Annotated in this window: 11 protein-coding genes and 1 pseudogene; 4 read left to right on the top strand and 8 right to left on the bottom strand. The window is 65.8% G+C overall.

Features of this window, described 5'->3' with window-relative positions; genetic code table 11:
- From gatB to RMO81_RS15925, 3 genes and pseudogenes are all read left to right on the top strand, one after another.
- Positions 1–268, top strand: a pseudogene (gene gatB, locus RMO81_RS15935) (Asp-tRNA(Asn)/Glu-tRNA(Gln) amidotransferase GatCAB subunit B); the annotation flags it as partial.
- A gap of 93 nt (positions 269–361) precedes the next feature.
- The gene (locus RMO81_RS15930) at positions 362–1,312 is read left to right on the top strand and encodes a nuclease-related domain-containing protein (protein ID WP_310476941.1); all 951 of its coding nucleotides are present in this window, start codon (positions 362–364) and stop codon (positions 1,310–1,312) included.
- Between the two features lie 233 nt (positions 1,313–1,545).
- Positions 1,546–2,067: a cell wall hydrolase gene (locus tag RMO81_RS15925; RefSeq protein WP_310476940.1), complete on the top strand. Its 522-nt coding sequence runs from the start codon at positions 1,546–1,548 to the stop codon at positions 2,065–2,067.
- Between the two features lie 3 nt (positions 2,068–2,070).
- Here RMO81_RS15925 and RMO81_RS15920 read toward each other — a convergent pair whose 3' ends face one another.
- From RMO81_RS15920 to RMO81_RS15890, 7 genes are all read right to left on the bottom strand, one after another.
- A complete protein-coding gene (locus tag RMO81_RS15920) occupies positions 2,071–2,376 on the bottom strand; it encodes a hypothetical protein (RefSeq protein WP_310476939.1) in 306 nt (101 codons plus the stop codon).
- 11 nt (positions 2,377–2,387) lie between these two features.
- The gene (locus RMO81_RS15915; protein WP_310476937.1) at positions 2,388–3,800 is read right to left on the bottom strand and encodes an MBOAT family protein; all 1,413 of its coding nucleotides are present in this window, start codon (positions 3,798–3,800) and stop codon (positions 2,388–2,390) included.
- Positions 3,800–5,107, bottom strand: a complete 1,308-nt coding sequence (locus RMO81_RS15910) for a GDSL-type esterase/lipase family protein (protein ID WP_310476936.1) — start codon at positions 5,105–5,107, stop codon at positions 3,800–3,802. Before RMO81_RS15910 ends, RMO81_RS15915 begins: the two co-directional genes overlap by 1 nt.
- Before the next feature lie 17 nt (positions 5,108–5,124).
- A complete protein-coding gene (locus RMO81_RS15905) occupies positions 5,125–6,279 on the bottom strand; it encodes a GDSL-type esterase/lipase family protein (RefSeq protein WP_310476935.1) in 1,155 nt (384 codons plus the stop codon).
- A gap of 45 nt (positions 6,280–6,324) precedes the next feature.
- The gene (locus RMO81_RS15900; protein WP_310476934.1) at positions 6,325–7,407 is read right to left on the bottom strand and encodes an AI-2E family transporter; all 1,083 of its coding nucleotides are present in this window, start codon (positions 7,405–7,407) and stop codon (positions 6,325–6,327) included.
- Positions 7,408–7,474: 67 nt separating this feature from the next.
- Complete coding sequence (locus tag RMO81_RS15895) at positions 7,475–10,033, bottom strand: DUF2309 domain-containing protein (protein WP_310476933.1); 2,559 nt, start codon at positions 10,031–10,033, stop codon at positions 7,475–7,477.
- A gap of 33 nt (positions 10,034–10,066) precedes the next feature.
- Positions 10,067–11,662 carry an NADH-quinone oxidoreductase subunit L gene (locus RMO81_RS15890; RefSeq protein ID WP_310476932.1) on the bottom strand — a complete coding sequence of 532 codons (1,596 nt, stop codon included), beginning with the start codon at positions 11,660–11,662 and terminating at the stop codon, positions 10,067–10,069.
- A gap of 108 nt (positions 11,663–11,770) precedes the next feature.
- Between RMO81_RS15890 and RMO81_RS15885 the strand changes: the two genes are divergently transcribed.
- Positions 11,771–12,652 (top strand): LysR family transcriptional regulator, encoded by an 882-nt coding sequence (locus RMO81_RS15885; RefSeq protein WP_310476930.1) that lies wholly within the window; start codon positions 11,771–11,773, stop codon positions 12,650–12,652.
- On the opposite strand, the gene ccmI is transcribed toward RMO81_RS15885, so the two are convergent.
- Positions 12,649–13,908 (bottom strand): c-type cytochrome biogenesis protein CcmI, encoded by a 1,260-nt coding sequence (ccmI, locus tag RMO81_RS15880; protein ID WP_310476929.1) that lies wholly within the window; start codon positions 13,906–13,908, stop codon positions 12,649–12,651. The two genes, RMO81_RS15885 and ccmI, sit on opposite strands and share 4 nt — an antisense overlap.
- Between the last annotated feature and the right edge of the window lie 143 nt (positions 13,909–14,051).

Here is a 14,051-nt window from a genome sequence, read left to right as displayed (position 1 = left end):
GAAGCAGGTTTTCGAAGCCATGCTGGAAACCGGCGATTCTGCCTCCAGCATCGTCGAAAGCCGCGGCCTGAAACAGGTTTCCGACACCGGCGCCATCGATGCCGCCATCACGGACGTGATGGACGCCAACCCCGACAAGGTGGCCGAATATCGCCAAGGCAAGGACAAATTGTTCGGCTTCTTCGTCGGCCAGGTCATGCGCGCCATGGCCGGCAAGGCTGCACCGAGCGTGGTCAACGACCGATTGAAGGCATTGTTGGACGGCTAAAACCAAGCCCGCCAACCAAATATAAAGGAAATCATGACCTGATACGCTGGTTCGGCAAGTATTGCCGAAGTGATTCGCGTGTCAGGTTGCTCAATGATTCTCAAGCCCCGTGAAGACCGTAACACCAGCGTTGCAACGCTGGAACGATTGATGGCCCACCCGGCCGCCACCCGCCACGATATCGTGCGGCTGCGTGAGCAGATTGATGCGATCATCAAGGGAGATTTAAGCGAAAGCAAAGCCGCCATCGAAATGGATACGCATTGGGGCCACAGCCCCAACCACATCATCATTCACGATCTGCGCATCGAATTGGATGGCCTGGTGGCGCAGATTGACCATCTGATGATCAACCGGCTGCTGGATGTGTGGGTGCTGGAAAGCAAGCGGCTGGCAAACGGCATCAAGGTAGAAGAAAATGGAGAGTGCCTGACGTTTATTGGCCGCTTTCCCAAGGCTATTGATTCCCCGATCGAACAGAATCGCCGCCACATAACAATGCTGGATCGCCTGTTCAGCAGCGGCGCCATCCCGCTGCCCAAGCGCTTAGGGTTTACGATAAAACCCAAACTGCGCAATCTGGTATTGATCGCCGAAGGCCGCATCACCCGGCCGAAAACACCAGTGGCCGGCATCGAAAGCCTGATCCGCACCGATCAACTGTACGCCCATATCCAGCGCGTCAACGACAGCGGCAATGCGCTCGAAATCGCCAAGTTGATCGGCCAGGACATTCTGCTTGCGCTAGGGCAGAACATCGTGAGCCTGCATCGCGGGATTGAGTTTGATTGGGAACGTCGGTTCGGTTTGAACGACACCAAAGCCCCGCAGCCCCGTGCGACGCCAGTTGTCCCGCCGCCCGCAGCGGCAGCAGCAGAGCCAATGGTTGTGGCCAAACCAAGGCCGCCGGCTGACCATTGTGAAGACTGCCAGGCCGGGATCAGCAGCGGGGTAAAAAGCTATTGCCGCAAAAACGCTCCCAGATTCGACAACCGGATCCTGTGCATGGGTTGTCAGGCCAAGCGCACCCGAACGGCGGCCTGAACCGCTCCACTGGTCGCCCCGAAGGCGCGGTTCGTCGCCCCATTGCTTGACGAATGATGAACAGGAAGGCTATGCGCCGGCCTCTGATTTGGCAGGCTCGGGCTCGTTTCTGGCTGTTCCTGCAGGTCGTGTCTGTCGCGTTGGTGGAGTGGTTATTGGCCGCCAACAGCCGCAGGGGCGCAGTTTCGGCAATGATAGTGAACCTTACTCCGCGTCTTCAGATGCAGGCCGTAATGGCGGCCGTACTGCTGGTTTCGAGCCTGGCCCTCGGCCACGCCGCTGCCCAAACTCCGGATGCTACTCCGGTTGCACCGGTTGTTCCTCAGGCTGTTGCTGCCGTGCCGATGGCCCCAGAGTCCGAACAGATCAAAAAGTCCGAACAGATCAAGCTCGACAAGAAACATGTCACCTGCGTGGCCAAGGTCGTGCACCACGAAGCCGGCAACCAGCCGCGCGCTGGCCAGATTGCCGTCGCCCATGTGCTGATGAACCGGGTCAAGCACGGCCATGGCAGCGATGTCTGCGATGCCGCCAAGCGGCCGGGCCAGTTTTTCCCGATTGATCGTTATCACCCCGATCGTTCGACCAACCAATGGTCAGAAGCGGTGGACGTTGCCCGCGATGTGCTGGCCGGCAAGGCCCGCGACACCTCCAGGGGTGCGCTGTTCTTCCACGCCAATTGGGCCAAGCCGGATCGGTTCTTCCGCGGCCGCACCAAAGTGGCGCGCCTGGACGATCACGATTTCTATCGCTGAGGCTTATTCAGCACCGGCCTGATCGGGCCAGCGCGCGGCCTTCACCCGTTCCCATTGCCCATGCAGCGCTGCACGCGGTCGGTCCATGCCGGCCGCTGCGGTCTTATCGGCAAGGCCGTGCGCGATGGCGCCGATCTGGGCGCTGCGCGGGCCGGGTTCGAGTGTGTCGGCCCAAGCGGCAAGCGCATGTGCGTTGAACACGGTCAGCGTGAAGACCGCGACAGCAACGGCCACCACCATCTGGCCAAGGCCGGACAGCCCGGAATCATCGGTTTCGACATCCACCGGCGAATCAAACGGGTCGGCCATGCCCTGCCCCTTCAGAACTGGTAATAGATGAAGGCCGCGACGCCTTCAAAGCGCATCGCGTCGGTGAGCAAGATCGCGATCCCCACTGCCAACCCCAGCACCGGCGCGGGCCACGCGGCAACCCGGCGCCCCAGCGCCGGCAGCAGGGTGGGCGGGGTGAAGTGGATGGCAAGGCCGAACAGGATCAGCCCGCACAGCAGCGGACTGGCCAGCGCCACGCCGGGACGGAAGGCCCAGAGCTGCGCGAAATAGGCCAGGGCGCTGTCCAGCGTATCGGCGCGGAAGAAGATCCAGCCCGCCAGCACGATATGAAAGATGATCAGGATGGCGAGCGGACGCGGCAGCACCAGAAAGCCCTGCGGCCGCCATTCGCGCCACAGTCGCTCGATGGCCAGAACGCCGCCGTGCAGCACGCCCCAGATCAGGAAGGTCCATTTGGCGCCGTGCCAGAAACCGCCCAACAGCATGGTGATCAACAGATTGCGGCAGATCATCCACACGCCGCCCCGGTTCCCACCCAGGCTGATATACAGATAATCGCGCAGCCAGCTGGAGAGCGAGATGTGCCAGCGCCGCCAGAATTCCTGCAACGATGCCGAACGATAAGGCTGATCAAAGTTGCGCGGAAAACGGTAGCCGAGCAGCGCCGCCAGCCCGATCGCCATGTCGGAATAGGCCGAAAAATCGCAGTAGATCTGCACGGCATAGCCATAAGCACCCAGCGCCAGATCAAGGCCGCTGTGGGCAGCGGGATCAAAGAAGGTCTTGTCCACCAGGCCGGTGGCGAGTTCGCTGGCGATCACGGCTTTCTTGAACAGGCCCCAGCAGATCAGGGTCAAGGCCGTCGCCACCATGCCGCGCGTGAGGCGAGGCACGGATTGGAACTGCGGCACCAGGTGGCTGGCCCGCACGATCGGCCCGGCCACAAGGTGCGGAAAGAAGCTCATCAACAGCGTGATGTCGAGAAAACGGGCCGGCTTGGTATGGCGGCGGGCGATGTCGATGAGATAGCTCATGCCCTGAAAGGTGAAGAAGCTGATCCCCACCGGCAGGATGATTTCCAACACCGGCAAATCGCGGCCCCAGCCAGCGCGGGCCAGCAGCGGTGCCAATTGTTCGAGGAAGAAGCCGAAATATTTGAAGAAACCCAGGATGGCGAGATTGGCGGCGACCCCCAGCCCCAGCCAGGGTTGCGCCGATCGGTCGTCATCCAGCCGGCGCGCGATGGCTTGGGCACAGCCCCAGTTGATGGCTGCCGACGCGATCAGCAGCGCCACAAAGCGCCAATCCCAGGCGCCGTAAAACACCCAGCTGGCCAGCAGCAGGATGATCTTGCGCCATTCGTTCGATGCCTGCCCCACCGTCCAGACGAGGAGCAGAACGGGCAGGAAGAACAGGCCGAAATCCAGCGTGGGGAACAGCATCAGCGGGCGCCAGCCTCGCGCGCGGCATCCAGATCGGCCAGCAGCAACCTGGCCACTTCGGCGCCGCCTGCGGGGGAATAATGGATGAAATCCGGGCCCATCAGGCCAGTCTGCATCCAGCGCACGGCAGCACAGGCGCCGCCCTGCCGCGCCCGCCAATCCCAGAAGGCAATGCCCAGTTCAGCCGCCACCCGGCGCTGCGCGTCGCTGGCCGCGGCCAGAGCCGGCGGATTGAACAGCGGCAGGCCGCGCCGCACGGCACGCGGCATCGGGCCCGACAGGGTGACAGGGTCGGGCGCCAGCGCGCCGCCTTCATCGATCCACAACGGAATGTCGAGACCGTCGACCGGCAAGCGGCTGGGCGTGGACAAGACGCTGCGGTTGCAATCGGGTGCTGCGCCGGTTGCGCCGCCAACCACGTTGTTGCGCAATTGCGTGTTGCGGCTGGCCGCATCGGGCGGGCCGATCAACAGGATCGGCACCAGCCCGGCCAGCCGGCGGATGCGCGCCACCTGTTCACGGATCTGGCTTTCCAGCCGCGCGGCGTCGAAGAACGGCGCAAAGCCTTCGTTGGTGCCAAAGGCCAGGATGACAAGATCGGCCGGCAGCGCCTGGAACTGGGCGGCCATGGTGGCGTCATCGGCGCGGCCGAGGAATTGCAGTTGGCTGCCCGGCACGCCCAGATTCGAAACGATGACGCCTTGTGGCCGTTCCAGCCACCAGCCGGTGACGATGGCTTCACCCGCCACCAGTTCCAGCCGGGCGCTGCCCGTGGCGACCGGGGCCACGAACCGCCGGCATTGCGGCCCGTCGGTTTCGGCGGTGAAGTCCAGTTCCTGCGTGTCGGCGCCAAGGGTGAGCGACAGGCGCGGGCCGGTGGGGCCGGCGGCGACACACACGCCAAAGGCCGTGAACGCCGAATCGGCGGTGAGCGACAGGGCCGCACCCGGCGACCGGCTGCTGACCGTATAGCCCGTGATACCGCGCGGCGGCCAGGCATCTGCCGCGTTGCTGCCAAACAGGCCGCGCGAACTCCAGGGGCCGGAAACCGCCACGGCCACACCGCGCGTGCGCACACCGGCATGCGGCCGGCCCGCCGGCATCAGGCCGCGCCCGCCATTGCCCAATCGCGCCTGCAGCGTGTCGCGCAAGGCGCTGGTGATGGCGTCACCAGCGGTGTGGGAATCGCCGATCTGCACGATGTGCACCGGGCGGCTGGTGGGCATTTGCGCCGCCGTCAGCGGCACGCCGGCCAGAAATTCAGCCCCGCACAGCGCGGCAAGGCAGGGCGCCGCTGCTAGCGTCAAGGCCGCCAGTGCCGCCATCAGAACCGGGGTTCCGCCGGCTCGGCCTGCGCAGGTTGCGGCGGCGTCTGGGCGGCGGGCGGCAGCAATTGCGTAGGCGCGGAGGGCGGGGGCGCAGACGACGGGGTGGCCGCCGGTGCAGCTTCGGCTGGAACCGAAGCGGGCGGCTCTGCAGGCGCTGGGGTTTCCGGCTCTGGGGCTGCTGCAGGTTCAGCACTGGTCGCTTGCGCCGCCGGTTCCGGCCGCAGCGGCGCGGGCGCCGGCACCAGATCGGGCGTCACCGGCTTGCCAGCGCGTGCCGCCTGCCCCCACGCCCGCAGCCGCGTTGCCAATGCGCCGGTAAGCAGGCGATAACCCTTCATGCTCATGTGGATGCCATCGCCGGCCCGCACCAGCATGGGCACACCATCCGCGCCCGGCAGATGCGAGGCATAGCCGCCGTTCGCATCAACGGCGGCATTGCTGGTATCGATGAACGGCACATCGAGTTCGGCCATCAATTCGGCGTAGAACGCGTTCAGGCCCTGCACCTGCGCCTGATATTTCGCGTCGCGCATCACCGGCAGGCCCACCCACACGACGCTGGCGCCCTGGCCGCGCAGCAGGTCGATATAGCGGGTGATGCGCGCGGCAATTTCGGTGCGCCAGCGCGACGAAAGCAACGGAGCGACCTTGCCGCCCACATAAATGCCTTGGGTGTCGTTGGCGCCAAAGCTGATCACCGCCACGTCTACCGGGCCATCAGCAAGCGTGGTCGCCAGCCGCTCTTCCAGATTGATCTGGGCATAACGGGTGAAGCCGGTGGCCTGTTCGGAATAGCGCAACACCTGGAAGGCTTCGCGGCGCGGCAACTGGTTGTACAGGGCGGCCCACAGCCCATCGCCGAAACTGTCGCCGAACACCCCGATTCGATACGGGCGCTGCTCGGCCACCGCGCGGGCGAGGCCGGCCGGCACGTCGGCAGCGGCAGCGACGTCTTGGGGCAGGCCTTCACCGTCCACCGCCTGCGCGGGCGCCGCACCCACTACGGCCATCGGCGCGCCCTGGCCCAGCAGCGATTGCAGCTGCGGCGCAAAGGCCAAGCCGATGGCGATGCCGGCCGCCACGCCGCAGAACAGCACGGCGCCACGGTCGATCAGCAGGAAAGCCGGAGAAGAAGAAGCTGGTTCGGACATGATGTGCGCCGGGCTGAACCACAGCCCGCAGCGCGGTGCAAGGCTTCAGCCGCCAGTGAGCGGCGAAGAACGGCCCAGCCGCGCCAGCCGCACCTTGAGCAGCGCCATGCCAACCACCGTCATCGGCACGGCAAGCACGACGCCCAGCGGCCCCAGCAGGGTGCCGGCGGCGATCAGGCTGAAGATGGTGAGCACCGGCGGCATGTCGCCAAAACTGCTTTGGGCCAGCGGTGTCACCACATTGCCCTGCAATTGCTGCACCACCACCAGCGCGATGATGGTGAAAATGCCGGTTTCCATGCTCTGGCCAAAACCCAGGATCACCGTGGGCACCGATACCAGCACCACGCCCAGATAGGGCACGAACTCGCACACCCCGGCCACCAGCCCGATGGCCAGTGGCGACGGCAGGCCCACCAGCGCCAGCCCGGCCGAGGTGGCGGCCGCCACAAAGGCCATGCCAAAGGCCTGCGCCTTCAACCAGGATGTGAGGGCAGCGCGCACCGCGGCCACCGTTTCAGTGGCCCGCCCCCGCGCATCGGCGGGCAGCATGGCAATCAGGCCATCAACATACAGCCGGGGCTGCGCCGCCAGATACAGCGCCGCCACCAGCACGATGATCAGCCCGGTGATGGCCGAACCGATATTGGCCAACGTTGCTTCAACGATGCCGACCACCTGCTCCATCTTGGGCGCATAACCGCGCAGCTGGGCGATCAGATCACTGCCGACGGGCAAGGTGCGCACCCAGGCTTCCACCCGGGCCAAAGCCGCCGGAAAACGATCTGCTAGCAGGATGAATTGTTCCACCATCACCGCGCCGAACAGGCCGAAGATCAACCCCAGCGCGACCACCGGAATCAGCACCGCCGCCGCGATGGCAAGAGCAAAGGGCAACCGCAACCAGCGTTTCAGAAACGCCGCAAAATCGCTGAGCATCAGGCCAACCAGCGCACTGGCAAACAGCACCAGCACCAGCTGCTGCAACTGCCAGATCACCACCGCCACCGCGATGCCAGCCATCACGGCCAGCGTACGGCGGAACCAGCGACCGCCGTCATCCGGGCCATGGCCGTGGGGCGGCACATGGTGGGGGGCATGTTCGGGCGGGTTTGCGGGGCTGGTCATCACCGCCATCATGCAGCGGTCGCACGCGGCTGCCAACCCCGACCATGGTGCTGTCGTGCTGCCAGGTTTAGTCCACCGCCGCCCATTCGCCGTTGCCGGCATAGCGGTGGGCGACCTTGCCCATGTCGTCCATGGCCCACAGGTGCAGCCACTGGTTGTCGACCAGATCGCGCACCATCGGATGCGCCAGGATGATGGCGCTGATCGCTGCCAGTGGTGCCTCGATGAAGACGTTCAGGCGCAGCGGTTCGTGGATCAATTTTTCGCCGTCGTGTACCGATTGCCACGCCAGCCCGGTTTTCAGATCGCCGGCATTGCCTTCCAGCACGCCCAGCGTGCCGACCACGTTGTGCAGCACCTTGTTGCCGGCACCCCACACCCGGTTGTTCACAGTGGAGCCGTAATATTGCAGGTTGATCCAGCTGGCCACGACCATCGGCGCGGTCATGATCAACGTCAGCACGCCAAAACCGTCATCCTGCCGCCAATCATAATTGTGCAGAAAACTGCGGCCGCCCAGATCGATGCCCAGCGTGCGTTGCCGCGGCGCAGCGATGAAGGCGCCGTTGCCGGCCAGGCCCCATTCGGGCCGCACCTGCGCCCAATCGCGGCTGCGGCGCAGCACCTGGGCATCGATATCGCCGTCCGGCGCATCCAGATCGAGAAAGCGCGAGCGTTCACGGCGGGCCAGCACCGACGCGCGTTCCAGCCAGCCATCCAGTTCGGCCAGTTCGGCGTGCAGCGCGGTTGGCACCCGATTGCGATCGAAGATCCTGATCTGATCGGTGGTGGTGTCGTGCAGCGCACCCAGGAACCAGCTATCGTCGGGGATCTGGATGCCGCGGCTGCGCAGGCCGATGCGCACGGCGGGATCATTCAGGATATCAGCGGCAATGCGGGCACTGGCTTCGCCGGTGTGACCGCCGCAGGCACCGCAATCAAGGCCAGAGGCGTGGGGGTTGTTGGCGGTGGTGCTGCCATGGCCGGCGAGCAGCACGAACCGGGCAAAATCCTTGGTCAGGCTCATGCCCTTGAGCACGGCTTCGGCCTGGTTCAGGCGTTGATCGGCGGTCAGGCCGGTCATGCGGCCGCCGACCACGCGCGGCTCCAGCCGGGGGCCGAGCTTGCCGATCACATCGCCGTCCAACCCGTCGGTGCCGGGATCAGACACGGTGCGGGTAAGCCCAAGCGCGTCGCCAACCAGCTTGGGCGCAAAGGCCAGGCCCATGGTTTCGACATAGGTGAAGCTGGAGACAGCCGACTGCTTGAAGCTTTTCCACGCCTTTGCCGCGCGGCGGCGCAGCAGACGCAAGCCCAGCACTTCGATTTCTTCATCAGCGCCGGCGCCGTTCACCATTTCACTGATGGTAAAGGCCGGCGTGAGCAGCACCGGGCAATGGGCGCCGCCGGTTTCGCGGCCGATGGGGATATATTCGATCGGATAGCCGAAGAAGCCGGCAAAGCCGATGGTTTCGCTGCCCGGCGCCACCTGTTCGAGCGCGCGGCGATAGACTTCGGATCGCACGTCGATGCAAAACGCCGCCTGCAGCGGCGTGCGGCCAGCGGGGGCGGGCAGCTTGAACGGCTGCGGCGCTTGGGTTTCGCGGGCCAGCTTGCCGAGCAACTGGCGCTGCCAGGCGATTTCATAGGCGTCTTGAAACAGCAGATCGACGGCGAGTTCCGGATCGGCAGACAGGCCGGCATCATCGGGCAATTGGGCGGCCTGTTGCATCTCGGCGGCCCAGGCAGCCTGAAATTGCGCATCGCTGCGCTGGCGGAACAGCGCATAGCCCCAGGCCATGCGGATGGCGAGCAGCTCGATCAGGCGACGATCCTGCCGGCCATAAAGGCCATTGTCCCACACCAGATAGCGCACATACGCCGCCCAGCCGCCGATATCGAACAAGGCGCGGTGCAGATAATCAGCCGCCGCGCGTTGCGGGATGCCGATGGCCGCCACGATCAGGCCGATGGCTGCCACGGGATCGGCGGGCAGATCGGCGACAATGCGGCGAAAGCCTTTCACGCCCAGCGCTTCGGCGCCGCGATCATATTTCATGGTTTCGCGCCATGCCGCCCATGGCGACATGTGCCGAACCGGCATCTGCCAACTGGCCTGGCCTTCATCAAAATATGCCGCGCACCACCGCGAGATTTCATCAACCATGAAGGCCGTGCGGCTGGCCTGGCGATCGCCGGCCGAAAGCCGGTCGAGCACTTCGGCGATGGTGGCGACCACGGCCGGGCCGCCACTACGCTGCGCCGGATCGCGGGCCAGCGCCGCCGTGGCCAATGCCACATCTGCCGGCACCGCGGCATTGCCCGGCGCCCGGGCCAGCGCGGCGGCGACATGATCATCGGTGATGATGCCGTCGGCCAGCGCCTGCCGGTAAAAGGCGCGCGGCATCAGCATATCCACCTTGGCGACCCGGCGCAGCGTGGCGGTGGTGGCGGCAAAACTCTGCCCCGAAAAGCCCAGGAACGGGTTCACGGCAACAAAGTGCTTCAGCGGCCACAGCGGCGCGATGCGCTGGCAGGCTTCGTTGATGGCAGCGGTGAGCGCATCGCTGGCGATGGCGGTTGCCGGCGTGGTGGCAGCCGGCGGTTCGATGGTATCGGTCAGCATGGGTGGAGCTTTCTCGAAAGGCGAAAGATGGGATCAGCGACGGGCAGGCAGGCGGGTGGGCCACAGCCGCAGCACCAGCCGATTGGCCAGCGCGTTCACGTAAAGCCCGTGATGGGCGTGGACATAGAAGGCCCGCGCCCACGCCGGCATGGTGCCGCTAGGTTTGGCCGTGATGAAGCTGGCCTGGCCGATGGTGAGCGCGGCAAAGCTGGCGACCACGGCCACAATCGCCGCCCATGCCACCAGGTCGGTGCGGTAGGCATCTTCCGGCAGGGCGCCGGCCATCAGCATGGCCATGCCCGATTGCAGGGCAAACCACAGCCCGGCCACGGCCGCCGCACCAACCAGCGTGCGGGCGATGACGAAGCCGGTGGGCCGTGTGTCGATCGATTGCGCGATATAGTGGGTAAGGCCCATCAGCACGATGGCGCCCAGGGCGAACACGCCGGGTTCACGGGCCAGTTCAAAGCCCGACACCGTGCCTACAATGCCAACGCCGGCCAGCACGCCGGCCACGGCCAGACCGAGCCGCGCCGGATGCGGCGCGCCGCCTGGGCTGGGTGACCAGCTGGCCCGCGCGATATCGACAACGCTGCCCGACGACAGGAAGGCATGCGCCTTGTAGAGCGAGTGCGCCACGATGTGCAGCAGCGCCGGTGCCCAGGCCCCCAGCCCGCATTGCAACAACATAAAGCCCATCTGGGCGATGGTGGACCAGGCCAGCGCCACCTTGATGCTGTTCTGGGTGAGCATCACCACGCTGGCAAACAGCGCCGTGAAGCCGCCAACGATAAGCAAAAGATCCAGCGACGGGGCGGACAGGGTGAGCAGCGGCGAAAAGCGCAGCGCCAGAAAGCCGCCCGCGTTGATGATCCCGGCGTGCAGCAGGGCCGAAACCGGCGTGGGGGTTTCCATCACTTCGGTGATCCAGCCGTGCATCGGGAACTGGGCCGATTTGAGCAAGGCAGCAACCGCGATGAGGACAGCAGCGACGGTCAGGCCGGTGGGCATCTCGCCGCTGGCGGCCACGCCTTCCAGCGCGGCAAACACGGCGGTGAAATCCAGCGCGCCGGTGGCCTGCCAGATCAAGCCCATGGCAAGGCCAAGGCAGGCATCACTCAGACGACTGGCGATGAACTTCTTGCGCGCCGCCAGGATGGCGGCGGGCCGATCGGCATAAAAGACCAGCAGCTGGTTGAGACCCAGCGAAGTGGCCACCCAGGCGGCAAAGAACAGGGCCATATTGCCCGACAGGATCAGCAGCAGCACGCTGGCCAGCGTGAACGCCAGCAACCGGGTAAAGCGAGCATGGCCCGGATCACCCGCCATATAGTTGCGCGAATAATGCACCACGATGCTGCCGACGAAGCTGACGAGCAGAAACATCACCGCGGTGAGCGCATCGAACAGGATGCCGCCAACGCTGCCAATGCCGGGCAGCGCCGGCGTGGCGAGCGAACCACCCAGCGCCACCAGCAGCGCCGTGATGGCAGCGCCGCCCAGATTGATGAGCGCTGCGCTGCGGGCCACACCTGCCAGGCGCTTGGGGCTGGAAGCCGGCAACAGGTTAAGCGCCAGCAGGGCTACCGGCCCGGCCAGCACCAGCCACAACAAGGGGGTCGTCGTCATGCGTGTCGCTCCATGGTGTTCGGAAACGACCGGTCATCTAGGCGCTGGCGAATATCACGTAAAATAGATATATTGCGTAATATCGTTCTGTTTTATAAATGTCTGACCATGACCGCCCTGAACTATAATCATCTGCGCTATTTCCATGCGGTCGCCCATGCCGGCAGCTTGACCCGCGCGGCGCAGGGGCTGAACCTGTCGCAATCGGCGCTGTCGGTGCAGCTGAAGGCGCTGGAGGTGCAGCTGGGCCATAGCCTGTTCGAGCGTGAACATCGGCGCATGGTGCTGACCGAAGCCGGCAAGGTCGCGCTCGATTATGCCGATACGGTGTTCGCTGCCGGGGAGGCGCTGCAATCAACGTTGGCCGGGCGGGCGCGTCTGGATCAACAGGTGTTGCGAGTGGGCGCGCTGCCGACCTTGTCGCGCAATTTCCAGGCCGAGTTCATCGCGCCGCTGATCGGCCGCCGCGATGTCGAACTGGTGATGGTATCGGGCACCATCCGTGAGCTGCTGGCCCAACTGGAAGCGCATGAGCTGGATGTGGTGCTGGCCAACCAGCCGCCGCGATTGCTGGGCGGGCTGGTGGCGCCCGATATTGTATCGCGCCGCATCGCCCAGCAGCCGGTGGGCCTCGTCGGCCCGCCCGGCCTGCTGCACCGCCCGTTGAACTTTCCGCTGGATCTGGCCCGTTTGCCGGTGCTGCTGCCGGCCAAAGGCCTCGATATCCGCACCGGGTTCGATCAGCTGCTCGATGCGGCTGGTGTCCAGCCGATCATCCTGGCGGAAGTGGACGACATGGCGATGCTGCGCCTGCTCGCCCGATCATCCGAAGCGCTGACCCTGGTGCCGCCGATCGTGGTGAAAGACGAACTTGCCGCTGGCACGCTGGTGGAGGTTTTCACCATCCCCGGCCTGACCGAGGAATTCCACGCCATCACCCAGCGCCGGCGCTTTCCCAATCCGCTGCTTGGCGAATTGCTCGATAGTTAGAGGCCCATTTCTGCCGCTGCCGCCCGGATGCGGCCCTGCGCGGCGGCGTCACCGGCAAAGGCCGCCAGCCCCTGATCGCGCGCCGTGCGGGCTGCAGGCATATCACCCAGCACCTGGCGGGCGCGCATCAGGCGCAACCAGCCGCCTTCGTCCTTGGGATTGGCCTTCAACTTCTCGGCAAGGCCATCGACCATGCCGCGAATCATCTGCTGGCGATCGGCGGGGTTCATCGCCTGCGCGGCCTGCACCTGGTCGCGGCTGGGGCTGGGCATCACGCCAGGAGCGACTGGGGCAGGTCCAGCGGCATTGGCGGCAGCGGCAGCAGCCACTTGCGGCGGCAGGCCGGGCACGGCGGCATTGCCAACCGGGCGGGTGGCGGCCAACCGCGCGCTGATGTCGATGCCGGCGGCCTGCGCCGTCTGCCCGATCACCTGCTTCAACTGCGGCAGCCACGGCGCGTCGGCGGGCGAATCCGCCAGCAGCTTCAGCATATCGTCGATGGCGCCCTTGCGATCGCCGGACTCGGCCTTGCGCACGGCAAGGAAATAACGGGCGCGGGCGTCGGCGCCGTCTTGCGCGGCAGCCTTTTCAAAGGCCGCCATCGCCGACGGCGTCACCTGGCCGCCGGCTTCCTGCACCAGCGCCTCGCCATAGGCCGACTGATAGCCTTCGCCATCAGACTTCAGCGCAATGGCGCGGGCATAGGCCTTGACCGCGTCGGCGTAACGCCCGGTCTGAAAATAGCTCCAGCCCAGCATGCGCCAGCCTTCGGGGTCGCTGCCATTGGCCTGCACCTTCTGTTCAAGGCCGGCGATCAGCTGGTTTACCTCGCCCTGTGCGGCGGCGTCCTGCGCTGGCGCTGCGGCCGGGGCTGCTGCTGTGGCAGGTGCAGCGCTGCTGGCCAGTTCGGGTTGGCCCATGCTGGCATAAAGCGCAGCGGCGGCAACCGCGACCATGCCGGCGAGGCCCAGCGCCAAAACCGACAGGGACTTCTGGCCCATGGTGCGATCAAGCTCGGTCGGAATATGGCCGGCGGCGAGCAGGCGGCGGCGAAGTTCATTGCGCAGGCCTTCGGCTTCACCGGGCTGGATCGCACCGGCCGCCAATTGCACGTCGATATCGGCCAGCTGGTCCTTCAGCACCGCAATGGTGGCGGCGCGGGCGTCCACCCGGGCTTCGTGGCGGCGCACCAGCGGAATGGTGAGCCAGGCAGCGGCCAGCGCCGTGAGCGCGGTGAGGATGATCCAGAGCGTCATGTGTTTCTCAGTCGGAAGGGCCGGCAAGCCGGTCAAGTTCGGCGCGCTCGGCGGCAGTGAGCGGGTCTGCATCGGTCGTTGCGGCCGGCCGGCGGCGCTGCCAGAACGCAATGCCGATGCCGCCCAGCAGCAGCACGGCAAAC

Origin of the sequence: Sandarakinorhabdus sp. (assembly GCF_031422795.1) — a bacterium.
In the GTDB taxonomy this organism is placed as follows: domain Bacteria; phylum Pseudomonadota; class Alphaproteobacteria; order Sphingomonadales; family Sphingomonadaceae; genus Sandarakinorhabdus.
This window is presented reverse-complemented; position numbering and strand designations above follow the sequence as displayed.